Below are 24293 nucleotides of genomic sequence, written 5' to 3'. Positions count from 1 at the left end.
TCCGGCACTTCGCGCAAGAATGTTCGCCATTCACACCTGCCTATGGAACTCCCCATGAATGTAATCACCACCGACCTGCCCGGTGTCCTGATCATCGAACCGAAGGTGTTCGGTGACGAGCGCGGCTTTTTCTACGAGAGTTTCAATGCCAAGGCGTTCCAGGACGCTACCGGTCTGGACACGCAATTCGTTCAGGACAACCACTCGCGCTCGCAAAAAGGCGTACTGCGTGGCCTGCATTACCAGCTGCAAAACACTCAGGGCAAACTGGTCCGGGTAACTGTCGGTGAAGTACTGGATGTCGCCGTGGACATTCGCCGCAGCTCGCCGCACTTCGGAAAATCGGTGGCTGTGCGCTTGTCGGCCGAAAACCATCGTCAACTGTGGGTGCCGGAAGGTTTCGCCCATGGTTTCGTGGTACTGAGCGAGTTCGCTGAATTCCTCTACAAGACCACTGACTACTACGACCCAGCGTCCGAGCGCAGCATTCGCTGGGATGACCCCGCGCTGGGCATCGACTGGCAGCTGGACGAAGCGCCGAAGCTGTCCGCCAAGGATCAAGCCGCAGTGCTGCTCAAGGACGCTGACGTCTTCGCCTGAGCCTAGGCATAATGCGCCTGACATCTCAGGCGCATCCGGCTCATGAAACCAACCCTCCCCCGCAGACCCCGCTGGCGCAGCCTCGCGCTGCTGGCCCTGTGTCTGGCGCCGCTGCTGTGGCCGCTGGAACATCTCGCCGAGCGCTATTACCGCAGCGAACTGGCCGGACAGAACCGCCAGACCCTCGATCTGTACGTCGCCAACCTGCTGGGCACCCTGCACCGCTATGAAGTGTTGCCGCAAATTCTCGGCGACCTGCCGGCCTTGCGCGCGGTACTCGGCGCGCCAGACGACGGCGTCAGCCAAGGCAATGCCAATCGCCTGCTGAAGAACATCGCCGCGCAGACCGGCGCCGAAGTCATGTACCTGATGGACACCAGCGGGCAGACGCTGGCGGCGTCGAACTGGGACAAACACGATAGTTTCGTCGGCCGCAATTTCTCGTTCCGTCCGTACTTCAGTGAAGCCATGGCCGGGCGCCTCGGACGCTTTTTCGGTCTCGGCACGACCTCGGCCAAACGCGGCTACTTCTTCGCTGCCGCCGTGCGCAACGGCGAAAAAATCATCGGCGTGCTGGTGATCAAGGTCGACCTCGACCACACCGAAAGCCTGTGGGGCAAAACTCCGGAACAACTGCTGGTGACCGACCATAACGGCGTGGTCATCCTCACCTCGCGCCCGGAATGGCGCTTCCGTTCGACCCGTAACTTGAGCGACAGCGAACGCTCGGCGATCACCGCCATCCAGCCTTACCCGACCCGCGAGCCGCGCCCCCTGAACCTCAGCCCGACTGCGTGGCTGATCCAGACCCACGACATCGCCGAAACCGGCTGGAGCGTCAGCATCCTCGCCCCGCGCACGCTGATCGACCGTCCAGTGCGCACCGTGGTTGCCATCGGCGGCGCCACGCTCCTGGTGCTGATGCTGTTGCTCGGTCTGATGATGCAGCGCCGTCGGCATTATCTGGAACGCATCGCGTTCGAGGCCAAGGCACGCCGTGAACTGGAAGGCCGCGTGGCGGAACGTACCAGCGACCTCGAAGGCCTCAACCGGCGTTTGAAGGAGGAAGTGCTGGAGCGTGAACAAGCCCAACAGGAACTGGTGCGTGCCCAGGATGACCTGGTCCAGGCCGGCAAGCTGTCGGCGCTGGGGACGATGTCAGCGAGCATCAGCCACGAACTCAATCAGCCGTTGGCAGCGATCCGCAGCTACGCGGAAAACGCCGAAGTGCTGCTCGATCATCAGCGCACCGACGATGCGCGCGGCAACCTCAAACTGATCAGCGAACTGACCGGGCGCATGGCTTCGATCATCGCCCACCTGCGCGCGTTTGCCCGCCGCGATCGCCACGCGCCGGAAAGCGTTGCCCTGCAACCGGCACTCGACGATGCCTTGGCGCTGCTGGCCAAACGGCGTCGCAGCATGGAAGTCGAACTGATTCGCGATCTGCCAGCCGCGACTCTGTGGGTCGAGGCCGGGGAAACGCGCCTGCGTCAGGTGCTTGGCAACCTGCTGGCCAACGCCCTCGACGCTCTCACCGAGAAAGGTCCGCCGCGCAAACTCTGGCTGAGTGCCGAATCCACCGCCGAAGGCGTCAATCTGTACATTCGCGACAACGGCCCGGGCTTTTGCATGGAAGCCCTCGGCCGCGCCAGCGAGCCCTTTTACACCACCAAGACCCGCACTCAAGGCCTTGGCCTGGGGCTGGCCATTTGTGAAACGCTGATGCGCGCCTTCGGCGGTGAACTGTCGTTCGCCAACCACAAGCAAGGTGGCGCCTTGATTACCCTGCGGCTGCGCGCCGGTGCGCCCGGGGTCAGCCTGCAACCGTCCGAGGATCGAAGTGCATGACCATCGACAATCGCATTCAGGTGGTGTTGATCGACGACGATCCGCACCTGCGTCAGGCCCTCGGCCAGACCCTGGACCTGGCCGGCCTGAAAATTCTGCCGCTGTCCGAAGCCAAAGGCCTGGCCGCACAGCTTGAGCGTGACTGGCCGGGTGTGGTGGTCAGCGATATCCGCATGCCGGGCATGGACGGTCTCGAATTGCTCAGCGAACTGCACGCGCAGGATCCCGAACTACCGGTGTTGCTGATCACCGGCCACGGCGATGTGCCGCTGGCAGTGCAGGCTATGCGTGCCGGCGCTTATGACTTTCTTGAAAAACCTTTCGCCAGCGATGCGCTGCTCGACAGCGTGCGCCGCGCCCTGGCCTTGCGCCGACTGGTGCTGGACAACCGTAGCCTGCGCTTGGCCCTCAGCGATCGCAATGAACTGAGCGCGCGGCTGGTCGGCCATTCGACGCCCATGCTGCGCCTGCGCGAGCAGATCGGCGCGCTGGCCGCGACCAAGGCTGACGTGCTGATCCTCGGCGAAACCGGCGCCGGTAAAGAAGTGGTCGCCCGCGCCTTGCACGATTTATCCAGCCGCCGAAACGGCCCGTTCGTCGCGATCAACGCCGGCGCCCTTGCCGAGTCGGTGGTGGAAAGTGAACTGTTCGGTCACGAACCCGGCGCGTTTACCGGCGCGCAAAAACGGCGGATCGGCAAATTCGAATTCGCCAATGGCGGCACATTGTTTCTCGATGAAATCGAGAGCATGAGCATGGATGTGCAGGTGAAGTTGCTGCGCATGCTGCAAGAGCGCGTGGTCGAGCGTCTGGGTGGCAATCAACTGATCCCGCTGGACATCCGCGTCATCGCCGCGACCAAGGAAGACCTGCGTCAGGCCGCTGACCAGGGCCGTTTCCGCGCCGACTTGTATTACCGCCTCAACGTCGCGCCACTGCGCATTCCGCCACTGCGTGAGCGCGGTGAAGATGCGCTGGTGCTGTTCCAGCATTACGCCGATGAAGCCAGCGCCCGCCACGGTTTGCCGCCCCATGAACTGCAACCGGCGCAACGCGCCTTGCTGCTGCGCCACACCTGGCCGGGCAACGTACGCGAACTGCAGAATGCCGCCGAACGTTTCGCCCTCGGCCTGGAACTGGCGCTGGATAACGCTGACGTCGAGGGCGGTGGCAGCACCACGGTCGAAGTCATCAATGGGGGGCTCAGCGAGCAGGTGGAAAATTTCGAGAAATCGCTGATCGCTGCTGAACTGGCGCGCTCCCACAGTTCGGTGCGCAGCCTCGCCGAAGCCTTGGGCATTCCGCGCAAGACCCTGCATGACAAATTGCGCAAGCATGGCCTCAACTTTGGCGATAGCAGCCATGGGGACGAGAACGAATGAGTACAGACAGTCGCTATCTGGAATCGGTCCTGCATCACGATATCCCGCTGACCCGAGACATGGGCCTTAAGGTGCTCGACTGGCATGAACAGCAACTGAGCCTGCATCTGCCACTCGACCCGAACGTCAACCACAAGAGCACGATGTTCGGCGGCAGTCTTTACTGCGGCGCGGTGCTGGCCGGTTGGGGCTGGTTGCATTTGCGTCTGAAAGAGGAAGGAATCACCGACGGGCACATTGTGATTCAGGAAGGGCAGATCAGTTATCCGCTTCCGGTCACCGGGGACGCTACGGCGATTTGCCCGGCGCCTGATGCGAAGGAGTGGAAGAGGTTTCTGGCGATGTATCGGCGTTATGGGCGGGCGCGGTTGACGTTGAACACGCGGATCGTCAATGCGGGTAGCGATGAGGATGCCGTGAGATTTACCGGGCAGTACGTTTTGCACCGGTAAAGATCAAGAGCCCCTCACCCTAACCCTCTCCCCGAGGGAGAGGGAACTGACCGAGGTGTCTTGCGTTATACATCGACCTGAAAGACCGCAGCGATTGTGGATTCAGCAAAGCTCGACCAGGTCGGCGCTACTCTCAAATATCCCGCGATCAGCTCCCTCTCCTGGGGGAGAGGGCTGGGGTGAGGGAGATTTCGGATCAGCCCACTTAACCGCGAGCCAACTCCAACAATCTGGAACGCCAGGCCGCCTTGGCCGGCAATGCCAAAAAGAACTCATTGAGTAGCGATTCCCGCGCCGGGTAACAGAACGCCTCCCCGCGCAGATCCAACACCTCACCGCCTGCACCTTCCAGCACACCTTGAGCCGCCGCCGTGTCCCACTGCGAAGTCGGCGCCAGTCGCGGATAGCAATCCGCCGCGCCTTCAGCCAGCAGGCAGAATTTCAGCGAGCTGCCAATATTGGCCAATTGCAACTCGCCCAGACTCGCACTCAACCCGGCGAGCAAACGTTCTTGCTCGGGACTCGAATGGCGACGGCTGGCGACCACGGTGAACGCCTCGCCCGGCCCTGGCACATCGCGCACCTGAATCGCAACCGGCGTGCCGCCCTTGTCGCAACGCCAGGCACCGAGGCCTGCGCCGCCAACGTAGAAACGACCATTGGTCGGCATCGACACCACGCCGAACACCACGCGGCCGTTTTCGATCAGCGCAATGTTGACGGTGAACTCTTCGCTGCCGCTGATAAATTCCTTGGTGCCGTCCAACGGGTCGACCAACCACCAGCGCTGCCAGCCGGCGCGCACGCTCTGAGGGATGTTGGCGTCTTCTTCCGACAACACTGGAATGCTCGGGTCCAGCGCCGTCAGCCCGGCGAGGATCAGGTGATGCGCGGCCAGATCCGCCGCAGTCACGGGCGAGTCATCGGACTTGGCCGTGACTTCAACGCCGGCGCGCCAGAATGGCAAAATCGCCTCGCCGGCCTGCAATGCCAGCTCAACGACCGGCGCCATCAACGGGTGGGGAAACGTCATCGATATCTCACTCATGCTGGAAAGAACCCGCGCTCGGTCAGCAGATCGCGGGTCAGATACAGTGCAGCCAATGCACGGCCTTCGGAAAACTGAGGATTGAGCGCCAGCGACGACAGTTCGCGCAGGTTCACTTTGTCGACACGCATCGGCTCAGGCTCGTCGCCTTCCAGACGTTCCTCGTACAAATCAGTCGCCAGGACCACCTGAATCTTCTGGCTCATGTAACCGGGCGACAGCGACAGCTCGGTCAGATGTTCCAGTTGTCGCGCGCCAAAACCGGCCTCTTCCTTGAGCTCACGCTCGGCTGCGGCCAACACATCCTCGCCCGGTTCGATCAGACCTTTGGGCAAGGACAATTCGTATTCGTCGGTGCCGCCACAATACTCTTCAACCAACACCGCGTGTTCGGCATCCAGCATCGCCACGATCATCACCGCGCCGTAGCCCGCACCTTTGCCGACCAGACGCTCGTAAGTGCGTTCCACGCCGTTGGAAAAGCGCAGCTTGAGTTCTTCGACGCAAAACAGACGGCTGGTGGCGACGATCTCGCGGGCAAGTACGGTGGGTTTCTGGCGCATGCAAAGCTCCTTGGCGTGAACGCGCTACTATAACGCGGCTTTCCCGATTGTTTATGTCGGATATCTTTCTACCGTTCGAGACGTTGCCATGCCTTCATTACCGTGGTCCGACATCGATACCGTTCTGCTGGACATGGACGGCACGCTGCTGGATCTGCACTTCGACAATCACTTCTGGCTGGAACACCTGCCCCAGCGTTACGCCGAACTGCACGGGGTCAGCCGGGCCATGGCCGAAATGGAATTGCAGCCGTTGTTCGAACGCCATGCCGGCCAGTTGCAGTGGTATTGCCTGGATTTCTGGAGTACCGAACTGAAGTTATCGGTGCGTGAACTGAAGCTGGAAACTGCGCACCTGATTGCCTTGCGGCCAGATGCCGATACCTTTCTGGAAGCGATCAAACGCGCCGGTAAGCGGGTGATCATGATCACCAACGCGCACCGCGATTCGTTGTCGCTGAAGCTGGAGCGAATCGAACTGGCGCCATATTTCGAGCGGTTGATCAGCTCCCACGATTACGGTTTCCCCAAGGAGAATCTGCAGTTCTGGGATGCCTTGCAGGCGGACATCGGCTTTGATCCGGCACGCAGTCTGTTTATCGACGACACCTTGCCGATTCTGCGCAGTGCGCGGGATTTTGGTGTGGCGCATTTGTTGGCGGTGAAGGAGCCGGACAGTCGCAAGGGGCCGAAGGACACGGCTGAGTTTGCGGCGGTTGAGGATTATCGGAATCTGATCGCTGGCCTTTGATCTTTGTAGGAGCTGCCGAAGGCTGCGATCTTTTGATCTTGTTTGGAAAAATCAAAATCAAAAGATCGCAGCCTGCGGCAGCTCCTACAGGAGTGTTGTGTTACTCAGGAATACGCAGTGTCTGCCCCGGATAGATTTTGTTCTCATCCTTGAGCATCGGTTTGTTGGCCTCGAAAATTTTCTTATATTTGTTGGCATCCCCGTACACACGCAGAGAAATCGCGCTGAGGGTGTCACCCGACTTGACCACGACAAATTGTGCAGCAGTGACAACTGGGCCAGTCACGGTGATCTGATCATCAACACTGCCAACCCCGGCAATGTTACCCACCGCCAACAGAATCTTCTCTTTCTCTTCCTGACTCGCGACTTCACCGGTGACGGTCACTTTGTCGCCGTCCACCGTCGCCTGCACATTCGGATTGCCCAGGCCGACCTTGCTGATGTGTTCCTTCAACTGTTCACTGGCATTGGCGTTGCCCGGGGTCAGCAGATCGATCAACTTCTCACCGGCTTCTTTAACAAAACTAAAAAGGCTCATCGTGGTTCTCTCCATGGAATAAAGGTTCAGTCGTCCAAGCCTAGACCACCGCAGACAAACCCGGTTCCAAGCCGACCAATGACCCTGCCACCGCGCAAGCGGTAGAATCTGCCAACCCTGCCAGCGCCTGGAGCGAAGATGGACATCAAGCAGCTGAAATTCCTCATCGCCCTCGACGAAACCCGCCATTTCGGCCAGGCCGCCGCGCGTTGCCATATCACCCAGCCAACGCTGTCGATGCGCCTGCGCAGTCTTGAAGAAGAACTCGACCTGCCACTGGTCAACCGTGGCCAGCGTTTCGAAGGTTTCACCGCGCCGGGCGAGCGCGTGCTGGCGTGGGCACGTTCGGTGATGGCGGCGTATGACGGTTTGCACGCGGAAGCGGCGGCGTGTCGCGGCAATCTGATCGGCACGCTGAGGCTGGGCGTGGTGCCGCTGTCGAGTTTTGATCCGCTGCCGTTGATGCAACGCCTGCACAGCGCCCACCCGAATCTGCGCTTTGAAATGTCGGCACTGAGTTCTGAGCAGATCCTCGAGCATCTGGCGAACAACCGAATCGACATCGGTGTTTCTTATCTCGACCGCCTGGATCACGAACGTTTCGAATCACTGGCATTCGACGAAACCCGCATGGGCCTGCTGTACGACCAGCGCACTTTTACCTTCGGTGAAGCTCCGCTGAGCTGGGAATCACTGATCGAACTGCCGCTAGGCATGCTCACCAGCGGCATGCATTTCCGTCAATCCATCGACCACAACTTCCACAGCCGTGGCCTGACTCCGCAACCGTTGCTGCAAACCGACGCCGTGCATCAATTGTTACAAGCAGTACACGGCGGCTTTTGCTGCGCGATCATGCCGCTCGACGGCGGCCTGGAAAAACTCACCGACCACCTGCGCCTGCAACCCATCGAAAACGCTCAAACCCTCGCCCCGCTGGGCCTGATCATGCGCCGTGGCGCCCCGCGTTCAGCGTTAGCCGAGGCCTGTTTCGCGCTGTATCAGAAATCGCCAACGGTGCCTTGATCGACGGCCTCTATCGATAGATCGACACTAGCGATTAGACGCGACAACTTGCCGCGCCTAGTCTTAACGTTGATCAAACCGTCGGTGATGCCATGAACGCCAAGCGCCCTGCCTGCGCGGCGCCTGCACTTGAAACGCCCGCGCCTGCCGCCAGCCAGACCTACAGTTACAGCGATTTACCCCGTGAGGAATCGGCCAGCACTGCGCTGGCTGAGGAAGTCGCGTTGGCGATCGCCTACAACGGCATCAGTCAGGCGGTGATGCTGGTGACACCGACCGACCTGGAAGACTTCATCGTCGGCTTTAGCCTCGGCAGCGGCATCATCGAGGACGCCACCGACATCTATGACCTGCAACTGACCGGCGCCGGGTCTGCGCAATACGCGCAAGTGACCATCGCCAACCGTGCGTTCTGGAATCTCAAGCAACAGCGCCGGCAAATGGCGGGCACCAGCGGTTGCGGGTTGTGCGGTGTTGAAGCGGTGGAGCAGGCATTGCCCGACCTCAAGGTGTTGTCCGGCGCGCCGCTGCCACCGAGCGAATGGCTCGACGGTCTGCGTCAGCGCATCGGCGCGTTTCAACCGCTCGGTCAGCACTGCGGCGCGGTGCATGCGGCGGTGTTCATGAACGCCAGCGGCGAATTGTTGCTCGGGCGCGAAGACATCGGCCGGCACAACGCCCTCGACAAGCTGATCGGCGGACTGATCCGCCAGAAGATATCCACAGATGGCGGACTGGCGATTGTTACCAGCCGTTGCAGTCTCGAATTGATCCAGAAAGTTTTGCGCGCCGGCATCCAGACCCTGGTCAGCCTTTCCGCACCCACCGGCCTTGCCGTGCAATGGGCCCGTCGACACAACCTCAATCTCATCCACCTGCCGCAGAAAAGTGCGCCGCGGGTGTACAGCCCCGCGATGGAGAATCAAGCGTGAGCCAACATCATCAAGCCGACCAGAAACCTGTCCCGCGCTACAAGCCTTACAAAGGTGCCGCCGGTGGCTGGGGTGCCCTGATCAGTGTGGCTCAGGCCTGGTTGACCAGCGACAACGCCCTGAAAAACCTGCGCATGATGCTCAAGACCAACCAGAACGGCGGCTTCGACTGCCCGGGTTGCGCGTGGGGCGATTCGCCGGAAAGCGGCATGGTCAAGTTTTGCGAGAACGGCGCGAAAGCGGTGAACTGGGAAGCGACCAAGCGTCGTGTAGACGCCAAGTTTTTCGCCAAGCACAGCGTTACTTCGCTGCTGGAGCAGAGCGACTACTGGCTTGAGTATCAGGGCCGTCTGACCGAGCCGATGGTTTATGACGCCGAAACCGATCGCTACAAGCCGATCAGTTGGGACGACGCCTACACGCTGATCGCCAAGCACCTGCAAAGTCTGCCGAGCCCCGATCTGGCCGAGTTTTACACCTCGGGTCGCGCCAGCAACGAAGCGGCGTACCTGTATCAACTGTTTGTGCGCGCCTACGGTACCAACAACTTCCCGGACTGCTCGAACATGTGCCACGAGGCCAGCGGTGTTGCCCTGGCGCAGAGCGTCGGCGTCGGCAAAGGCACCGTGACCTTCGATGACTTCGAACACGCCGATGCGATTTTCGTTTGGGGCCAGAACCCGGGCACCAACCACCCGCGCATGCTCGAACCCTTGCGTGAGGCAGTGAAACGCGGCGCGCAAGTGGTGTGCATCAACCCGTTGAAAGAGCGTGGCCTGGAGCGCTTCCAGCACCCGCAACACCCGATCGAAATGCTCACCAACGGCGACAAGCCAACCAACACCGCGTATTTCCGTCCGGCCCTCGGTGGCGACATGGCGCTGCTGCGCGGCATGGCCAAGTTCCTTCTGCAGTGGGAGCGCGATGCGCAGAAGGCTGGCGAGCCTGCTGTGTTCGATCACGACTTCCTCAACGCCCACAGCGCCAATGTGCTGGAGTACCTCGGTGTCGTTGACGATACGCCGTGGGAACAGATCGTCGAGCAATCCGGCCTGACCCTCGTCGAAATCGAGCAAGCCGCGCGTATGTACGCCAAGGGCAAGAACGTAATCATGTGCTGGGCGATGGGCATCACTCAGCATCGCCACTCGGTGCCGACGATTCAGGAAATCGCCAACCTGATGCTGCTGCGCGGCAACATCGGCAAACCGGGCGCCGGCCTGTGCCCGGTGCGCGGCCACAGTAACGTGCAAGGCGACCGCACAATGGGCATCAACGAGCGTCCGCCGGTGGCGTTCCTCGATTCGCTGGAGCGACGCTTCCAGTTCAAGGTGCCGCGCCACAACGGCCACAACGTGGTTGAAGCGATCCACGCAATGGCTGAGGGTCGCGCGAAGGTCTTCATCGGTCTGGGCGGCAACTTCGCCCAAGCCACGCCGGATAGCCCGCGTACCTTCGCCGCACTGAGCAATTGCGACCTGACCGTGCAGATCAGCACCAAGCTCAACCGCAGCCACCTGGCTCACGGTAAAGACGCGCTGATCCTGCCGTGCCTCGGTCGTACCGACATCGATATCCAGACCGAAGGCCCGCAAGCGGTCACCGTGGAAGACTCGTTCAGCATGGTTCACGCCTCCAACGGTCAGTTGCAGCCGCTGTCGAACCAGATGCGTTCCGAGCCGTCGATCATTGCCGGGATCGCTGCCGCCACATTGGGCAGTAAACCGGTGGACTGGAACTGGCTGGTGGCTGATTACGGGCGCATCCGCGAACTGATCGCCGACACCATTCCCAACTTCAAAGCGTTCAACGAGAAGATCAAGAACCCGGGCGGTTTCTACCTCGGCAACAGCGCCGGCGCACGCAAGTGGAACACGCCGTCGGGCCGGGCCAACTTCCGCGCGAACATGCTGCCGAAAGATCTCGTGCACGAACGCACCCGCGCCACCGGACAACTGCCGGATCTGATACTGCAATCGATGCGCTCCCACGATCAGTACAACACGACGATTTATGGCCTCGACGACCGTTATCGCGGGGTCAAGGGCCAGCGTGATGTGCTGTTCGCCAACGAGGCGGACATCATTCGTCTGGGCTTCCGGCCGGGGCAGAAGGCCGACATCGTTTCGCTGTGGGACGATGGTCGCGAGCGTCGGGTGAAGGGCTTCACCTTGCTGGCGTTTGATATTCCGGCCGGGCAAGCGGCGGCGTATTACCCGGAAGTGAATCCGCTGGTGCCGCTGGAGAGCACTGGGGATGGCAGCCATACCCCGACGTCGAAGTTCATTGCGATTCGGTTGGAAGCGGCGAGTGAGACTGGGTTGATCATGGCCAAGTCGGCTTAATCCAAAATCAAAAGATCGCAGCCTTCGGCAGTTCCTACGCCGATTCCTGTAGGAGCTGCCGAAGGCTGCGATCTTTTCGCTTCTGCTTTTCAAACGCCCACAAAAAAGGCCGCTTTTTCACAAAAGCGGCCTGTCCGAAGTAGCTAAAGACCGGCGAAAATCGGTTAAGTTCCGCTGAAAAAACAGCAACTTGCAAAATTGTATACAGGTCGTGTTATTCGTCGGATTTCGATTGTCACGCTTGTCACACAGCCTCAGGATCGGCGCCGTCATCCCTTTGAGGCTCATCTATGAAGTTCTCCTCGATTCTCTTGTTGTCCCTTGGCCTGGTCAGTGGTTTTGCTTCCGCAGGCGGCACCACCGAAGCAGGTGTGGGCGGCGCATTGGGCGGGGTTCTTGGCTCGGTCGTCGGTCAGTCCTTAGGCGGCAATACAGGTTCCACCATCGGCGCAGCCCTCGGCGGCGCGGGTGGCAGTGCGGTCGGCGCCGACAAACGCAGCCGTGGCGAAGCCGCCATCGGTGGTGCGTTGGGCGCAGCCGGCGGTAACGTGGTCGGCCGCAGCATGGGCGGCACCACCGGCAGCCTGATCGGCTCCGCAGCAGGTGGCGGTGCCGGTGGCGCGCTGGGTAACTACATGGGTAACAAGAGTGATGACGATGATCGTCATTATGATCGCCGTCGTGACCGTGACCGTGGTTATTACCGCGACCGTCACCCGGGCCGCGGCCACGCTTACGGCCACCGCAAACATCACAAGTATTATCGCGACTGAGGCCTCAAACACCTTGCTGGCCGGTAAAGCAAAATCGCAGCCCAAGGGCTGCGATTTTTTTTGCCGTTTACACCACCAGGTATTCCAGTGCCTGCCGCAGTTCGGCAGGAATCGGCACCGGCTGATTAGTCGCCCGATCGACGAATACGTGAACGAAGCGCCCGGCCGCACACGCCTCGCTTTCGCCGACCTTGAACACTGCCAATTCGTACTGCACTGAACTGTTGCCCAGCTTGCCGACCCGCAAACCGATCTCGATCAGATCCGGGAAAGCGATCGAGGCGAAGTAATCACACGCCGAACTGACGACAAACCCCACTATCTCGCCGTCATGGATATCCAGACCACCGACTTGAATCAGGTAGGTGTTCACGGCCGTGTCGAAGAAGCTGTAGTAGGTGACATTGTTGACGTGACCGTAGGCGTCGTTGTCGTGCCAGCGCGTGGTGATGGGCTGGAAGTGAGGGTAGTCGGTGCGCTGAGGGGTGGACATGGTTGTGCTGGTTCTCTTGTTTTTTCAGTGAGGCTGCTTGCCCTCACCCTAGCCCTCTCCCAGAGGTAGAGGGGACTGACCGAGGTGTTCTCTCGAAATACACCGACCTGAACTGTCGAGTCGAACTCAAGTTTTGAAACCCACGCAGATCGGCTCCCTTTCCCCTCGCCCCCTTTGGGGGCGGTCCGACGTTTCGGGAGGGCTGGGGTGAGGGGGATCGATTCTGGCGGCGACATCACATTTGAGCAAACCCCTTCCCTTCTGCCGCCAACTCACCAATCAACCGCGCCGGCTTCCACTGATCACCCTGCCGCGTCTCCAGCGCCAACAGCCGCGAATGAATATCCGCCAGCCCTTGTTGATCCGCCCAGGCCATCGGCCCGCCCTTGTCCGCCGGGAAGCCGTAGCCATTCAGGTACACCAGATCGATGTCGTGTGCAGACTCGGCAATGCCCTCCTGCAAAATCTTCGCACCCTCGTTGACCAATGCCAGAAGACTGCGCTCCAGGATCTCCTCAGGACCGATCTCGCGGCGCTGGAAGCCCAGCCCTTCGCTGACCTGCAATACCAGCGCATCGACCTCAGGATCGTGCTCAGCCTGACGACTGCCCGGCTCGTAATGGTAATAACCATTGCCGGACTTCTGCCCGAACCGTCCCATCTCGCACAAACGGTTATCCACCTGAACCTCTGGCGCATCCTGGCCCTTTCCGGCCAACTCGCGTGCACGCCATTCCAGATCGATGCCGACCACGTCGTACATGCGGAACGGCCCCATGGCAAAACCGAAACCTTGCAAGGCTGCGTCGACCTGCTGTGGATAAGCGCCCTCAAGCAACATTTTGCGCGCCTCCAGGACATACGGATGCAACATGCGATTGCCGATAAAACCGTGGCAGTTGCCCGACACCACACTGACCTTGCCCATGCGTTTGCCCAGTGCCAGTGCCGCCTCCAGCACCGCCGCAGAGGTCTGTGCGCCGCGAACGATTTCCAGCAGTTTCATGATGTGCGCCGGACTGAAGAAATGCAGGCCCAACACCTGATTCGGACGCTTTGTCGCTGCGGCTATCGCATCGATATCCAGTGCCGACGTATTGCTTGCCAACAGTGCCTCAGGCTTGAGCAAACCATCCAGCTCACGAAAGATCTTCTGCTTCAGCTCAAGATTTTCGTACACCGCCTCGATCACCAGATCGACATTGCGAATCGCCGCATAATCCGCCGCCGCACTGACCCGCGCCAGACGCGCATCCGCCTCGGCCTGATCAATCCGTCCCTGGCGCACGTTGTGTGCATAAGTCTCGGCCACAGTGGCGAGTGCCTGCTCAAGCATCTGTGGATTGTTATCCACCCATTGTACCGTCACGCCGGCATTGGCCAGGCACATGACAATGCCCCGGCCCATGGTGCCCGCGCCGATCACCGCGGCTTGCTGAATATCGAAGGTTGTCTGGCTCATGTTGTTCTCTTGTTGGCGATCCAAAGACTGGTCTCACCTTAGTCAGCCATCGACGTTTTTTGAAGTTTATTACCGTGATGATCGACATTCAGCGGATGGATAGAGCCCCTTCCCTGATGACACTTAATGTAGGAGCTGCCGAAGGCCGCGATATTTTGATGCTGATTTTTTCAAGAGCAAGAGATCGCAGCCTTCGGCAGTTCCTACAAGGATCAGAGGTGCTCTTGCGCCCAGCTGCGGACTTCGGCATAGGGATACTCCTCCAATGCGGCAAACCCGGTAATCGTCCGCGCCTTGAGCTTGGTGAACAGCGGCACGCTGATCCCACACAAAAATCGCGTCAACCGCTCAGCCGTTGGAATCACCCCGGTGTACTGCTCATGCCTGTGGATAAAATCACCACACAGCGCCGCGAAGTTTTTATCCACAAGTGCTGGCAACTCCGGTGGTGCCGGCAACCGCGCCACCTGGCCATGACACACCGAGCAATGCCCGCATTGCTCGGGCGCATTGTGATCACCGAAATACTTGGCCAGGCGATTGCCCAGGCAGCGTTCGGTGGCGAACACTTCAAGCATGGCGTGGATGCGCGCCACTTCGGCCTGCTCATGCCGGGTGAAATACTCATGCAGCTCGGCACTCAGGACGTCGCTGTCAAAGTCACTATTCAGCAGGCTGTAGACTTCGGTCATCTGCTTGCTTTCCAGTTCGACCCAGCCTTTTTCCTGAAAGTAATCCAGCGCCTTCACCACCCGATTGCGCTCGGCGGAATATTGCGAATACATCGCCTCGAAATTCACCGTGGCCCAAGTGCGCGCGCGAGCCGAGGTCTGAATAATTGCAGCGACGAAATCCCTGCGTTCGCCCTCAAAACGCTCAAGCAGCACTTCGGGTTCCAACAGGTATTTGAAACGGTATTCGGCGTAATAGGCGTAGCGCGGCGCGATCAAACCGCGCAGTTCCAGTTGCACCAGCAAGGTCTTCAGCGGCAGTGCACGAATGTTGCTTTGATCAGCCAATGGCCCGAGCAGAAACTCCCACTGCCCTTCCGGCACCGAGGCCTTTAGCTCATCGAGTACATAGCGAATGCCATCGCGCTCCGGCGTATCGCCGTAGACGAAGTTTTCCAGCACATTGAGGCTGTCGCGATTAGCCAATACCAGACAATCCGACGGCTGCCCGTCGCGCCCGGCGCGGCCAATTTCCTGACTGTAGTTTTCGATGGATTTGGGCAGGTCGAAGTGCACGACATTGCGGATGTCACTCTTGTCGATGCCCATGCCGAATGCGATGGTCGCGACGATGCAATTGGATTGCCCGGCCATGAAGCGCTTCTGGATCGCCTCGCGTTTGTCGTGGGCTAAACCCGCGTGATACGCCTCGGCCTGAATGCCGTTGCGCTCAAGGTGTTCAGCGATGTGCTCAGCAGTTTTCTGCAAGGTCACGTAGACGATGCTCGGCTGCCCCGCACGCTCGGTCATCCACTCGACCAGCCGCCGGCGCTTGTCCTGGCCACGTACCGGCTCGACCAGCAGATTGAGGTTGGGCCGGTAGAAGCCGGTGGTCACCACATCGTCAGCGGCGATAGCGAATTTGGCCTGCATGTCGGCGATGACTTTCGGTGTTGCGGTGGCCGTCAGTAGTAAAGTTTGCGGGATGTTGAACTGGCGCTGATAGTCCGGCAGCTTGAGATAATCGGGGCGGAAGTTATGGCCCCACTCCGAGATGCAATGCGCCTCGTCCACCACCAGTAGCGAGATTGGCACCTGCTGCAGAAAGTTGCGAAAGCGCTCGTTTTTCAAGCGCTCCACCGAGATCATCAAAATCTTCAATTCACCCGAGCGGGCGCGGGCCATCACGTCACTGGCATCATCGCGACTCTGCGCCGAATCGATGCTGCCAGCGGAAATACCGTGTCGCTGCAAAAAGGCCAGTTGATCCTGCATCAACGCCAGCAACGGCGAGACTACCAACGTCAGGTGCGGCAGCATCAGCGCCGGCAATTGGTAGCAAATCGACTTGCCGGAACCGGTAGGAAAAATCGCCGCCGCCGAGCGCCCGGCCAGTACCGCACTGATCGCGGTTTCTTGACCGGGTCGAAACTGTGGAAAACCAAAAACCTGTTCCAGGGTGTTGTGCATTCGCTGTCACTCCATTGACTGCTGCCATGCCAACAGCCTAGCGGGCGATCGCAGCGAGTCGAGAAAAGGTCGGGGCCAAATCGATTCGGAATGATACAGCGGATGCCACGAACACCGGGGGACTCTGTGGGAGCGAGCCTGCTCGCGAAGAGGCCAGCCGCCACACCACAAAATTTAAAAAGTCAGGGACGTAAAACCGCCACCCGCAACTGCTCATTCAGCATCTGCTCATGCACACCTTGGCTCTTGCTCGCCCACAGCGCATGGGCCGGGCTGATGTCGCCGGTGAATGCCGCTGCCAACTGCCGCAAATCAGCGACGCTGCGCACACGCGGGCAGAACGGTTGCTCATCACAGTTCTGACTGGCGCTTCGATAGGTGCTCAGCAAGCCCTCCCAGAGACCGTCGCGCACATGGCGAATCGACTTCAGTTGCACGTGCGGCACCCCGAGTCGCTGCTCAAGCCCCTCTTCATCCAGTGCTTCGCTGGCCAACAGAGCTTTGGCGAACATCAACACTTCACCGCGCGACGCCGTGTCCATGCTCGCCTGGCTGATGAGTGCCTCCGGCCAATCGGTGCGATCGAGGCGATCCAGCACCCACGCATTGCCAATGTCAGAGGCCATGGTCAAACGGCAAGTGCTCAGCCCGAGCAATAAAATTGCGGCCATTCGTAGCCAGTGCATACCTAATTCCCTTTAAGCGCGTGTCAGACGTTTGGAAACGCCCTACAGATTCTGGCGCGCACGATACAGCGGTTTACCGCGAATCGCCTGACAATCACGTAGGAATTATTACGCCTAAGGGTTTTGGCCTGAAAAAGCTGCGAAAACACGTAGGGTATTTCCTCAAAACACGGAAAAACCCCTACGAATACTGTCCATTGCGGCTGTCTTGTCCCACAGAGAAACGCCCTTCTATAGTGGCCGGCGCGGCTGCAAATCCGCTGCCGGCCCGCCCCAGCGCTTTAGAACAGGACACGCCTCACCATGATCAACCGCTATCGCCCACTCAAGACCTGCTACAGCGAAAACCCGGTACTGCTTATCGACAGCCACTCCAGCCAGACCGACCTGATCAATGCCGCCGATCAGCGCTTGCGCGCGGCCGGTGATTTGCTGGAAACGCTCTACTGCTTATGTTTCAAACAGGCTGATGTGAAAGACATTCCAAACATCGTTAACGCGCTTTATCTGCTGGTTCAGGATGGCTGCGACTTGCTTGAAGTGGCCAAGCAGAGGCCAGCGCAGCCGGCGTACAACTAGGCCACGCCAGGTCAGCGCTATATGTCCTTGGGCAGGAATCCAACAATGAATGTTACGAGCGATGAGTTCGATCCACCGAGTGACGAGGATGACTACACGGCTTGGTTCATCCGACAGGTTCAAGCCAGCCTTGATGATCCTCGCCCCAGCATTCCCGATGAGGTATCCAGAGCATTGATGGCTGATAAACGCGCTCGTTTAAAGCAGAAGGTCGATCAGCGGCGATGACCTATCAAATCTACGTCCCGTTCCTACAAAGACAGACTCCTTGTCTTCTATCGGCTTCGTGTAGCTGATCTCTATAGTCGTGGCTGTCGCTGTCAATTCAGCGGCTCGGGCTTGGTCACCCGATTGGATCGTGTATACGCATGCGCTGTATGCTGCCGGCACTCATTTGCCTGCAGTTTATGGTGACTGTGTTTGGGACACCTTCGGGTGTGCCGGGTATGTGCACGATCCTCACCGGTTGACCAACCCGAACACAGTTGCCTCCTGTCGCTTGGTCACGATGTGGTGGCTTCACCTGAAGCATATGAGGATCAAAAAATGAAAACATGGAATCAATTCACCACCGATCGCTACCGCCCACTCGAATCCAACCTCACCGACTCCAAGCCTCTGCTCATCGACACCGAGGCCAACCCGCAAGACATCCTCGAATGCGCCGTCCAGCGCCTGCGCGCTTCAAGCGACCTGCTACGCACCCTCTATTGCCTCAACTTCAAACAAGCCGACGTCGAAGACATCCCCCACATCACCCACGCCCTCTATCTGCTGACGCAGGATGGCTGTGACCTGCTGCAGGTTGCGCAGCAGCGGATGCTCAATTGGAAAGCTCCGACCGGAGCTTGAGTGATTAAACCGCTCTCACCTATCCGTCGAGAGCGGTAAATAAGGCAATTAACCATCGGAGTAACCATCGGAGTAACCATGAGCAAATTTTTTGATGAGCTGATGGAAAGCGTCCAGGAAATGGACGAGATCTTACGCCGGGAGCGTAGCGCTTCCAGTCCGACCTCTACACCGAAAACAGACGACAAGACCGCGTTGTCGCTTGAGCAAAAGCGAGCCTGCTACGACAAGCCACTTCCTTCAAGTGAGTCAGCTCTCGAAATGAACCGTAGAAACACAAACTGAATGGAAATTACAGCCCCCCATAAGTGGCAGTATTCTGGCTGTATATCCTAAAAACAGTTGGAATAATGCCATTTAAAAACTTGAACACTGCAGATCCGCCCTACCCTGCATCCTTCAACTTAAGTGCTATTATTCTGGCAGTTAAGGTTAAAAAATGAAGGAATACTGCCACTATGGCCAAGAAAACAGCGCCGCTTTTGCCCTCCACTGCTCGACTTCTGGTCGACTTTGGCGAACGCCTGAAGCTGGCTCGCTTACGCCGCAAATTGACGGCCAAGCAAGTCGCTGAACGATCTGGCATGTCGCTGACAACCTTGCGCAATGTGGAGACGGGAGGATCAGGAGTGACCATCGGTGCCTACCTTTCGGTCATGCAAGTGCTGGGGCTGGAAAAGGATCTGAACAAACTCGCTGCAGCCGATGAAACGGGTCGCCAATTGCAGGATGCGCAGTTAATGCCTGCAACACGATCCGCAGCGAAAAAGCCCCAGCGAGTACGAGCAGCCAGTGCGGTAAAAAAGGGCACATCCGAACACGTCGGGGCTTCAAACGTAATCGATGCCGCCACTACCACGAAAATTCCGGCTGACTTCCCATTCAACACACACTCACTCTCCAGCCTTTTGAACAAGAAGAAAAAGGCTGGCCCCCCGACAGGTGAAGAATGACGCTGATTGCTGTTTATGCAGACTGGGAATCTTTGAAAGGCGCCAGACGCCTCGGGTTTCTACACGCAAGGAAAACACGCAACACCAACGTGTTCGAATTTGAGTACGACCCGAAAGCGCTGGCCGATCCCGAGTTGAGTTCCATAACTCTAGACCCGCGCATCGGCCCCTTCGAAGGTCGCCAATTCCCCGGCGAACATCAGAGCCGCTTTGGCGTCTTCGCAGACTCAAGCCCCGATCGTTGGGGCCAACTGCTGATGAAACGCCGATTGGAAAGGGACATTCGCGACGGCTTGCTCCCCAGCAACAGCAAGTTGTTCGAATCCGATTACCTGCTTGGCGTGCACGACCTGTTCCGTGTCGGCGCCCTTCGCTACAAACTCAATGACGAAGGCAACTTCCTCGACGACCGCGACGGCGTTGCAGCTCCACCCTTTGTCGAGCTACGCGCATTAGAACAGGCAAGTCTCGCCTTGGAAAACGATAGGGACAACACAGCCACCGAGGGCCGCGAATGGCTAAGAATGCTCATCGCACCGGGCGGCTCACTGGGCGGCGCCAGACCGAAAGCCAGCGTCGTCGACGAGTTCGGCCAACTGTGGATCGCCAAATTCCCAAGTACGAGAGATGACTATGATGTCGGTGGTTGGGAAATGGTCGTGAACGCTTTGGCAGTCAACTGCGGGTTACGCGTAGCGACCGGCACAGCCCGACGCTACGCAAGCGATCACCACTGCTTTCTGGTGAAGCGTTTCGACCGAACCGAACGCGGCGGCCGACATCATTTCGCATCAGCCATGACCATGACCAACCGCGTCGACGGCGACGACGCCTCAACCGGCGCCAGCTATCTAGAGTTGGCGGAAGTGATCATGGAACACGGCTCGGAACCCAACACCGACCTCCGTGAACTCTGGTCACGAATCGTCTTCAACATCCTGGTCTCCAACACCGATGACCACCTGCGAAACCATGGTTTTATTCTGGATCCTGGTCGGGGATGGCGGTTGTCCGCAGCGTATGACATGAATCCGGTGACACATGCGGATGGGTTGAAGCTGAACATCACTGATTCTGACAATGCGCTGGACTTGGAGCTGGCGAGGGAAGTCGCGGGGTATTTTCGGGTTAGTCGTGAGGACTCAACAGACATCATTGAGCGCATTCAAGACGTGATCCGTCTTTGGCCGGAGATCGCTAATGCGCTTGGGATGTCCAGAAGTGAGCAGGAAAGGATGGCGCTTGCTTTTCGTACCTTCTAATCACCCACAAAAAAGCCGCCCCAAAGGGCGGCTTCTTCATTCACGACAGATCTTACAACTTCGGCCCAGCAGCCTTGATCGCGTCGCTCACTTCGAACTTCTTGAAGTTCTCGATGAACAGACCGGCCAGTGCTTTCGCAGCCTCGTCGTACGCAGCCTTGTCAGCCCAGGTGTTGCGTGGGTTGAGCAGGTTGGTTTCAACGCCCGGTACGGCCAGTGGCACGTCGAGGTTGATGGTGTCGAGGTGTTCGGTGGCAGCACCGATCAGCGCGCCGCTCTGGATCGCTGCGATCACCGCGCGGGTGGTCGGGATGTTGAAGCGTTTGCCGACGCCGTAGCCGCCGCCGGTCCAGCCGGTGTTGACCAGGTAAACCTTCGAACCGAAACCGCGGATGCGCTTGATCAGCAGCTCAGCGTATTCACCAGCCGGACGCGGGAAGAACGGTGCGCCGAAGCAGGTGGAAAAGGTCGACTTGATGCCGCTGCCCGAACCCATTTCAGTCGAACCCACCAGTGCGGTGTAGCCGGACAGGAAGTGGTAGGCCGCTTGTTCTTCGTTGAGGATCGACACTGGCGGCAGGACACCGGTCAGGTCGCAGGTCAGGAAGATCACAGCGTTTGGCTCGCCGCCCAGGTTCTTCTCGGAACGCTTGGCAACGTGCTCCAGCGGGTACGCGGCGCGGCTGTTCTGGGTCAGGCTGACATCGGCGTAGTCGGCGTGCTTGGCGTCGTCGATGACAACGTTTTCCAACACGGCGCCGTGCTTGATGGCTTTCCAGATAACCGGCTCGTTCTTCTCGGAGAGGTCGATGCACTTGGCATAGCAACCGCCTTCGATGTTGAACACCACGCCTTCGCCCCAGCCGTGTTCGTCATCACCGATCAGGTAACGGCTTTCGTCGGCCGACAGGGTGGTTTTACCGGTGCCCGACAGACCGAAGAACAGGGTCACGTCGCCTTCTTCGCCGATGTTGGCAGCGCAGTGCATTGGCAGCACGTCAGCGGCCGGCAGCAGGAAGTTCTGCACGGAGAACATGGCTTTCTTCATCTCACCGGCGTAACGCATGCCGGCGATCAACACTTTCTTCTGTGCGAAGTTGAGGATCACGCAACCGTCGGAGTTGGTGCCGTCACGCTCAGGCACGCACTCGAAGTTGGCCACGTTGAGCACTTGCCACTCTTCACGACCGGCCGGGTTGTACTGGGCCGGGTTGATGAACAGGCAACGACCGAACAGATTCTGCCAGGCAGTCTGGGTGGTCATTTTCACGGCCAGGTAGTGATCTTCCGCCGCGCCTACATGCACGTGGGACACAAAGTGCTCTTGCGCGTTGTTGAAGGCTTCTACGCGAGCCCACAGCGCGTCGAACTTGTCGGCCGGGAACTTGCGGTTGATCGGGCCCCAGGCGATAGCGGCCTGGGTGGAAGGCTCTTCAACGATGAAACGGTCAACAGGCGAACGACCGGTGCGGTGACCAGTGCGAACAACCAGAGCGCCGGTATCGGCAAGCTCGCCCTCACCGCGGTTCAGGGCTTCTTTAACCAGATCATCAACACTCAGATCGGTGTACACGGCGTTATTGGCTTGCGTCATGAGGTTCCCCGTCGGCCAGTGGCCGAGTGTGCTCCAAACGTTTTGTAGTAGAAAGTCGTGCACTACTACCGCGAAAAAAGTGGGCCGGATTATGCCAGAAAAGCCCAAAAAGAGTAGGGTCCTCCCGTCGTAACGGCGAAATTCCGTCGTTACGCAGTGAATTTACCTGCGCTGAACCGTTTTAGTGCCGGGTATCTGACGGCGTGTCGACGCCTGCGCCAGCGAACAATTGAGCAATATCGGCTGCGTCGAACAGGTACTGCTGATTGCAGAACTGGCAATCGATCTCGACAGTGCCGCCGTTCTCTTGAACCAATTGCTGTGCATCCTCAAGACCCAGACTGACCAGCGCGTTGCCCGAACGCTCGCGTGAGCAGGTGCAACGAAAGCGCAGATTCTGCACATCGAACAGACGCACCTGCTCCTCATGGTAGAGGCGATGCAACACGGTTTCGTTGTCCAGACTCAACAACTCATCGGCGGTCAGCGTGCTCGCCAGTGCAGTGAGGTGCTGCCAACTTGCGGCACGCTCTTCTTCGTCTTTCAAACGGTCGGCCGGCAGTTGTTGCAGCAGCATCCCGCGGGCACGGCGGCCGTCAGCGAACAACTTGAAGCGCGTGCCAACTTGTTGCGACATGACGAAATAGTTGGTGAAGCACTCAGACAGGGTTTCGCCATCAAGATCGACGATGCCCTGGTAACGCTGGCCAATCGTCGGGTCGACGGTCAGGGTCAGGTCACCGCCCGGCATCAGGTCGGCAAGGCTCGCGTCCGGCTTGATCCGCTCAGCGTCATAACGCGCCAGACCACGAATTTCGCGCTCGCTGGAGCATTCGATCATCAGCAGCGGGATCGGCCCTTCGGAACGCGCCTGCAGAATCAGCAAGCCATCGAACTTCAGCGTGCCCACCAGCAAGGAGGCGGCCGCCATCAATTCGCCCAGCAATTGCGCCACCGGCTCCGGGTACGGGTGCTTGGCGAGGACTTCGGCGTAGCTGCGTTCAAGCGCAACCAGTTCGCCGCGCGTGTCGCTGTCATCGAAGATGAAACGTTGAGTGAAATCGGTATCCGCTAGCTCGGTCATAATTTTGGGTATCTGAATGTGGTGACAAAATGGTTACAAGACGTGAAAATTTGCGCTTCTTGGCACTCTTTTTGGTGCCGACTGCTCTGCCATGGGAGGCATTTTATGAACAATCCGGGTTTGTTCCAATCTAGGTGGAACCTCGGCCGGCTGGTTCTGTGCAACGTAGCGCCACTGGCGCTACTGGCTTTCTGGTTATGGCCTACGGGCAACTCGCTGTGTGTGATTTTCGACGAGTGGCTGTTCCGCTCACTCAATGCACCGCTGGCCAGCAACCCGATATGGCTCCACATCTGGGCAATTGCAAGTCTGCGTCCGTTCGACATCGTTGTTGGTCTGATCTTGCTGACGCTGCTGATCAAGGGCGACTGGGTCTTCAAGGCGATTGATGTGCGTCGTGCGTTCTTCGGTTTTTTCTCGATCCTGCTATTGATGGTGGTAATTCGCGCACTGTTTTCCAAATTCGCCGACCACATGGACTGGCAGCACAGCAGCCCGTCGATGGTGCTGGAAGGCGCGGTGCATATCAGCGATTACTTCCCGCACATGGAGAAGACCTGGGAGCTGAAGGATCGCTCGAGCCAGAGCTTTCCCGGTGACCATGCTTCGGTGCTGCTGATCTGGGCGTTGTTCATGGGCGTGTTCAGCCGCACGGTTGGCCAGTTTGTGGCGATCTGGGGTCTGGCGCTGTTGTTCATGCTGCCGCGTCTGGTGGCCGGTGCGCATTGGGGTCAGGACGATTACATCGGCGGTATGCTGCTGGCGGTGTGGGCGTTGGGCTGGGGTTACTACACACCGTTTGCTTATCACGCCTCGAATTTCTGGCTGAAGGTGACTTCGCCGATTTTCAATCTGCTGAACAAGTTGCCGCTGGTTTCGCGAATGAGTGTGGTGCGTAGCGCCTGATACCGGGCTGTTTTCGG

General features: G+C 59.0%; 25 protein-coding genes. 16 read left to right on the top strand and 9 right to left on the bottom strand.

Going from position 1 to position 24293, the window contains the following annotated elements; translation table 11 throughout:
* The first annotated feature begins 54 nt into the window (after positions 1-54).
* From rfbC to CKW14_RS10415, 4 genes are read left to right on the top strand one after another with little or no spacing between them, the layout of a single operon-like run.
* Entirely contained in the window at positions 55-600 is a 546-nt protein-coding gene (gene rfbC, locus CKW14_RS10430) for a dTDP-4-dehydrorhamnose 3,5-epimerase (RefSeq protein ID WP_095047128.1), read from the top strand.
* Positions 601-642: 42 nt separating this feature from the next.
* Positions 643-2451: an ATP-binding protein gene (locus CKW14_RS10425; protein ID WP_095047127.1), complete on the top strand. Its 1809-nt coding sequence runs from the start codon at positions 643-645 to the stop codon at positions 2449-2451.
* Positions 2448-3833, top strand: coding sequence for a sigma-54 dependent transcriptional regulator (locus CKW14_RS10420; RefSeq protein WP_095047126.1), 1386 nt, complete (start codon positions 2448-2450; stop codon positions 3831-3833). The genes CKW14_RS10425 and CKW14_RS10420 overlap by 4 nt, the downstream gene beginning before the upstream one ends.
* Positions 3830-4285, top strand: coding sequence for a YiiD C-terminal domain-containing protein (locus CKW14_RS10415; protein WP_095047125.1), 456 nt, complete (start codon positions 3830-3832; stop codon positions 4283-4285). Before CKW14_RS10420 ends, CKW14_RS10415 begins: the two co-directional genes overlap by 4 nt.
* A gap of 205 nt (positions 4286-4490) precedes the next feature.
* Here the strand turns inward: CKW14_RS10415 and cysQ are convergent, their stop codons facing one another.
* Together cysQ and nudE are read right to left on the bottom strand one after the other, a co-directional pair.
* Positions 4491-5318: a 3'(2'),5'-bisphosphate nucleotidase CysQ gene (cysQ, locus tag CKW14_RS10410; RefSeq protein WP_095047124.1), complete on the bottom strand. Its 828-nt coding sequence runs from the start codon at positions 5316-5318 to the stop codon at positions 4491-4493.
* 11 nt (positions 5319-5329) lie between these two features.
* On the bottom strand, positions 5330-5896 hold the full coding sequence (gene nudE, locus CKW14_RS10405) for an ADP compounds hydrolase NudE (protein ID WP_034151897.1): 567 nt from the start codon (positions 5894-5896) through the stop codon (positions 5330-5332).
* Positions 5897-5984: 88 nt separating this feature from the next.
* Between nudE and yrfG the strand changes: the two genes are divergently transcribed.
* On the top strand, positions 5985-6647 hold the full coding sequence (gene yrfG, locus CKW14_RS10400) for a GMP/IMP nucleotidase (RefSeq protein ID WP_095125285.1): 663 nt from the start codon (positions 5985-5987) through the stop codon (positions 6645-6647).
* Positions 6648-6747: 100 nt separating this feature from the next.
* On the opposite strand, the gene lysM is transcribed toward yrfG, so the two are convergent.
* The gene (lysM, locus tag CKW14_RS10395; RefSeq protein WP_095125284.1) at positions 6748-7188 is read right to left on the bottom strand and encodes a peptidoglycan-binding protein LysM; all 441 of its coding nucleotides are present in this window, start codon (positions 7186-7188) and stop codon (positions 6748-6750) included.
* A gap of 138 nt (positions 7189-7326) precedes the next feature.
* On the opposite strand from lysM, the gene CKW14_RS10390 reads away from it, so the two are divergent.
* From CKW14_RS10390 to CKW14_RS10375, 4 genes are all read left to right on the top strand, one after another.
* The gene (locus tag CKW14_RS10390) at positions 7327-8214 is read left to right on the top strand and encodes a LysR family transcriptional regulator (RefSeq protein WP_095047121.1); all 888 of its coding nucleotides are present in this window, start codon (positions 7327-7329) and stop codon (positions 8212-8214) included.
* A 92-nt stretch (positions 8215-8306) separates the two neighbouring features.
* A complete protein-coding gene (gene fdhD, locus CKW14_RS10385; protein WP_095047120.1) occupies positions 8307-9146 on the top strand; it encodes a formate dehydrogenase accessory sulfurtransferase FdhD in 840 nt (279 codons plus the stop codon).
* On the top strand, positions 9143-11491 hold the full coding sequence (locus CKW14_RS10380) for an FdhF/YdeP family oxidoreductase (RefSeq protein WP_095047119.1): 2349 nt from the start codon (positions 9143-9145) through the stop codon (positions 11489-11491). Before fdhD ends, CKW14_RS10380 begins: the two co-directional genes overlap by 4 nt.
* Positions 11492-11781: 290 nt before the next feature.
* Positions 11782-12264, top strand: a complete 483-nt coding sequence (locus tag CKW14_RS10375; RefSeq protein ID WP_095047118.1) for a glycine zipper domain-containing protein — start codon at positions 11782-11784, stop codon at positions 12262-12264.
* 67 nt (positions 12265-12331) lie between these two features.
* On the opposite strand, the gene CKW14_RS10370 is transcribed toward CKW14_RS10375, so the two are convergent.
* The 4 genes from CKW14_RS10370 to CKW14_RS10355 form a co-directional block, all read right to left on the bottom strand.
* Positions 12332-12757, bottom strand: coding sequence for a thioesterase family protein (locus CKW14_RS10370; protein WP_095047117.1), 426 nt, complete (start codon positions 12755-12757; stop codon positions 12332-12334).
* A 235-nt stretch (positions 12758-12992) separates the two neighbouring features.
* Positions 12993-14219, bottom strand: a complete 1227-nt coding sequence (locus tag CKW14_RS10365) for a 3-hydroxyacyl-CoA dehydrogenase (protein WP_095125283.1) — start codon at positions 14217-14219, stop codon at positions 12993-12995.
* A gap of 212 nt (positions 14220-14431) precedes the next feature.
* Positions 14432-16360 (bottom strand): ATP-dependent DNA helicase RecQ, encoded by a 1929-nt coding sequence (locus CKW14_RS10360; RefSeq protein ID WP_095125282.1) that lies wholly within the window; start codon positions 16358-16360, stop codon positions 14432-14434.
* 182 nt (positions 16361-16542) lie between these two features.
* Positions 16543-17046: a polysaccharide deacetylase gene (locus CKW14_RS10355; protein ID WP_095125281.1), complete on the bottom strand. Its 504-nt coding sequence runs from the start codon at positions 17044-17046 to the stop codon at positions 16543-16545.
* Between the two features lie 303 nt (positions 17047-17349).
* Here CKW14_RS10355 and CKW14_RS10350 point away from each other — a divergent pair, with 303 nt between their 5' ends.
* From CKW14_RS10350 to CKW14_RS10325, 6 genes are all read left to right on the top strand, one after another.
* A complete protein-coding gene (locus CKW14_RS10350) occupies positions 17350-17625 on the top strand; it encodes a hypothetical protein (protein ID WP_095125280.1) in 276 nt (91 codons plus the stop codon).
* A gap of 45 nt (positions 17626-17670) precedes the next feature.
* Entirely contained in the window at positions 17671-17853 is a 183-nt protein-coding gene (locus tag CKW14_RS10345) for a hypothetical protein (protein WP_095047112.1), read from the top strand.
* Positions 17854-18171: 318 nt separating this feature from the next.
* On the top strand, positions 18172-18477 hold the full coding sequence (locus CKW14_RS10340; RefSeq protein ID WP_095125279.1) for a hypothetical protein: 306 nt from the start codon (positions 18172-18174) through the stop codon (positions 18475-18477).
* Between the two features lie 78 nt (positions 18478-18555).
* On the top strand, positions 18556-18762 hold the full coding sequence (locus CKW14_RS30160) for a hypothetical protein (protein ID WP_095047110.1): 207 nt from the start codon (positions 18556-18558) through the stop codon (positions 18760-18762).
* Between the two features lie 173 nt (positions 18763-18935).
* Positions 18936-19430 (top strand): helix-turn-helix domain-containing protein, encoded by a 495-nt coding sequence (locus tag CKW14_RS10330; RefSeq protein ID WP_095047109.1) that lies wholly within the window; start codon positions 18936-18938, stop codon positions 19428-19430.
* Positions 19427-20692, top strand: coding sequence for a type II toxin-antitoxin system HipA family toxin (locus CKW14_RS10325; protein ID WP_095125278.1), 1266 nt, complete (start codon positions 19427-19429; stop codon positions 20690-20692). Before CKW14_RS10330 ends, CKW14_RS10325 begins: the two co-directional genes overlap by 4 nt.
* Positions 20693-20744: 52 nt before the next feature.
* Here CKW14_RS10325 and CKW14_RS10320 read toward each other — a convergent pair whose 3' ends face one another.
* A complete protein-coding gene (locus tag CKW14_RS10320) occupies positions 20745-22286 on the bottom strand; it encodes a phosphoenolpyruvate carboxykinase (RefSeq protein WP_025110978.1) in 1542 nt (513 codons plus the stop codon).
* 181 nt (positions 22287-22467) lie between these two features.
* On the bottom strand, positions 22468-23370 hold the full coding sequence (gene hslO / locus CKW14_RS10315; protein ID WP_093429984.1) for an Hsp33 family molecular chaperone HslO: 903 nt from the start codon (positions 23368-23370) through the stop codon (positions 22468-22470).
* Positions 23371-23475: 105 nt separating this feature from the next.
* Here hslO and CKW14_RS10310 point away from each other — a divergent pair, with 105 nt between their 5' ends.
* Positions 23476-24276, top strand: a complete 801-nt coding sequence (locus CKW14_RS10310) for a phosphatase PAP2 family protein (RefSeq protein WP_095125277.1) — start codon at positions 23476-23478, stop codon at positions 24274-24276.
* Positions 24277-24293 lie beyond the last annotated feature (17 nt).

Origin of the sequence: Pseudomonas sp. Irchel s3a12, from assembly GCF_900187485.1 — a bacterium.
In the GTDB taxonomy this organism is placed as follows: domain Bacteria; phylum Pseudomonadota; class Gammaproteobacteria; order Pseudomonadales; family Pseudomonadaceae; genus Aquipseudomonas; species Aquipseudomonas neuropathica.
Note: the sequence above shows the minus strand (reverse complement) of the source record. Positions and strands in the feature narration are given on the sequence as shown.

Excerpts from the sequence above, each read along its gene's own strand:
- CKW14_RS10420 (WP_095047126.1), top strand. The coding sequence starts at position 2,448 with ATGACCATCGACAATCGCATTCAGGTGGTGTTGATCGACGACGATCCG.
- CKW14_RS10370 (WP_095047117.1), bottom strand. The coding sequence starts at position 12,757 with ATGTCCACCCCTCAGCGCACCGACTACCCTCACTTCCAGCCCATCACC.
- CKW14_RS30160 (WP_095047110.1), top strand. The coding sequence starts at position 18,556 with ATGAGCAAATTTTTTGATGAGCTGATGGAAAGCGTCCAGGAAATGGAC.
- CKW14_RS10325 (WP_095125278.1), top strand. The coding sequence starts at position 19,427 with ATGACGCTGATTGCTGTTTATGCAGACTGGGAATCTTTGAAAGGCGCC.
- CKW14_RS10365 (WP_095125283.1), bottom strand. The coding sequence starts at position 14,219 with ATGAGCCAGACAACCTTCGATATTCAGCAAGCCGCGGTGATCGGCGCG.
- CKW14_RS10415 (WP_095047125.1), top strand. The coding sequence starts at position 3,830 with ATGAGTACAGACAGTCGCTATCTGGAATCGGTCCTGCATCACGATATC.
- nudE (WP_034151897.1), bottom strand. The coding sequence starts at position 5,896 with ATGCGCCAGAAACCCACCGTACTTGCCCGCGAGATCGTCGCCACCAGC.
- CKW14_RS10390 (WP_095047121.1), top strand. The coding sequence starts at position 7,327 with ATGGACATCAAGCAGCTGAAATTCCTCATCGCCCTCGACGAAACCCGC.
- CKW14_RS10360 (WP_095125282.1), bottom strand. The coding sequence starts at position 16,360 with ATGCACAACACCCTGGAACAGGTTTTTGGTTTTCCACAGTTTCGACCC.
- CKW14_RS10425 (WP_095047127.1), top strand. The coding sequence starts at position 643 with ATGAAACCAACCCTCCCCCGCAGACCCCGCTGGCGCAGCCTCGCGCTG.
- CKW14_RS10310 (WP_095125277.1), top strand. The coding sequence starts at position 23,476 with ATGAACAATCCGGGTTTGTTCCAATCTAGGTGGAACCTCGGCCGGCTG.
- cysQ (WP_095047124.1), bottom strand. The coding sequence starts at position 5,318 with ATGACGTTTCCCCACCCGTTGATGGCGCCGGTCGTTGAGCTGGCATTG.
- hslO (WP_093429984.1), bottom strand. The coding sequence starts at position 23,370 with ATGACCGAGCTAGCGGATACCGATTTCACTCAACGTTTCATCTTCGAT.
- yrfG (WP_095125285.1), top strand. The coding sequence starts at position 5,985 with ATGCCTTCATTACCGTGGTCCGACATCGATACCGTTCTGCTGGACATG.
- rfbC (WP_095047128.1), top strand. The coding sequence starts at position 55 with ATGAATGTAATCACCACCGACCTGCCCGGTGTCCTGATCATCGAACCG.
- CKW14_RS10330 (WP_095047109.1), top strand. The coding sequence starts at position 18,936 with ATGGCCAAGAAAACAGCGCCGCTTTTGCCCTCCACTGCTCGACTTCTG.
- CKW14_RS10355 (WP_095125281.1), bottom strand. The coding sequence starts at position 17,046 with ATGCACTGGCTACGAATGGCCGCAATTTTATTGCTCGGGCTGAGCACT.
- CKW14_RS10375 (WP_095047118.1), top strand. The coding sequence starts at position 11,782 with ATGAAGTTCTCCTCGATTCTCTTGTTGTCCCTTGGCCTGGTCAGTGGT.
- CKW14_RS10340 (WP_095125279.1), top strand. The coding sequence starts at position 18,172 with ATGAAAACATGGAATCAATTCACCACCGATCGCTACCGCCCACTCGAA.
- CKW14_RS10350 (WP_095125280.1), top strand. The coding sequence starts at position 17,350 with ATGATCAACCGCTATCGCCCACTCAAGACCTGCTACAGCGAAAACCCG.
- CKW14_RS10345 (WP_095047112.1), top strand. The coding sequence starts at position 17,671 with ATGAATGTTACGAGCGATGAGTTCGATCCACCGAGTGACGAGGATGAC.
- lysM (WP_095125284.1), bottom strand. The coding sequence starts at position 7,188 with ATGAGCCTTTTTAGTTTTGTTAAAGAAGCCGGTGAGAAGTTGATCGAT.
- fdhD (WP_095047120.1), top strand. The coding sequence starts at position 8,307 with ATGAACGCCAAGCGCCCTGCCTGCGCGGCGCCTGCACTTGAAACGCCC.
- CKW14_RS10320 (WP_025110978.1), bottom strand. The coding sequence starts at position 22,286 with ATGACGCAAGCCAATAACGCCGTGTACACCGATCTGAGTGTTGATGAT.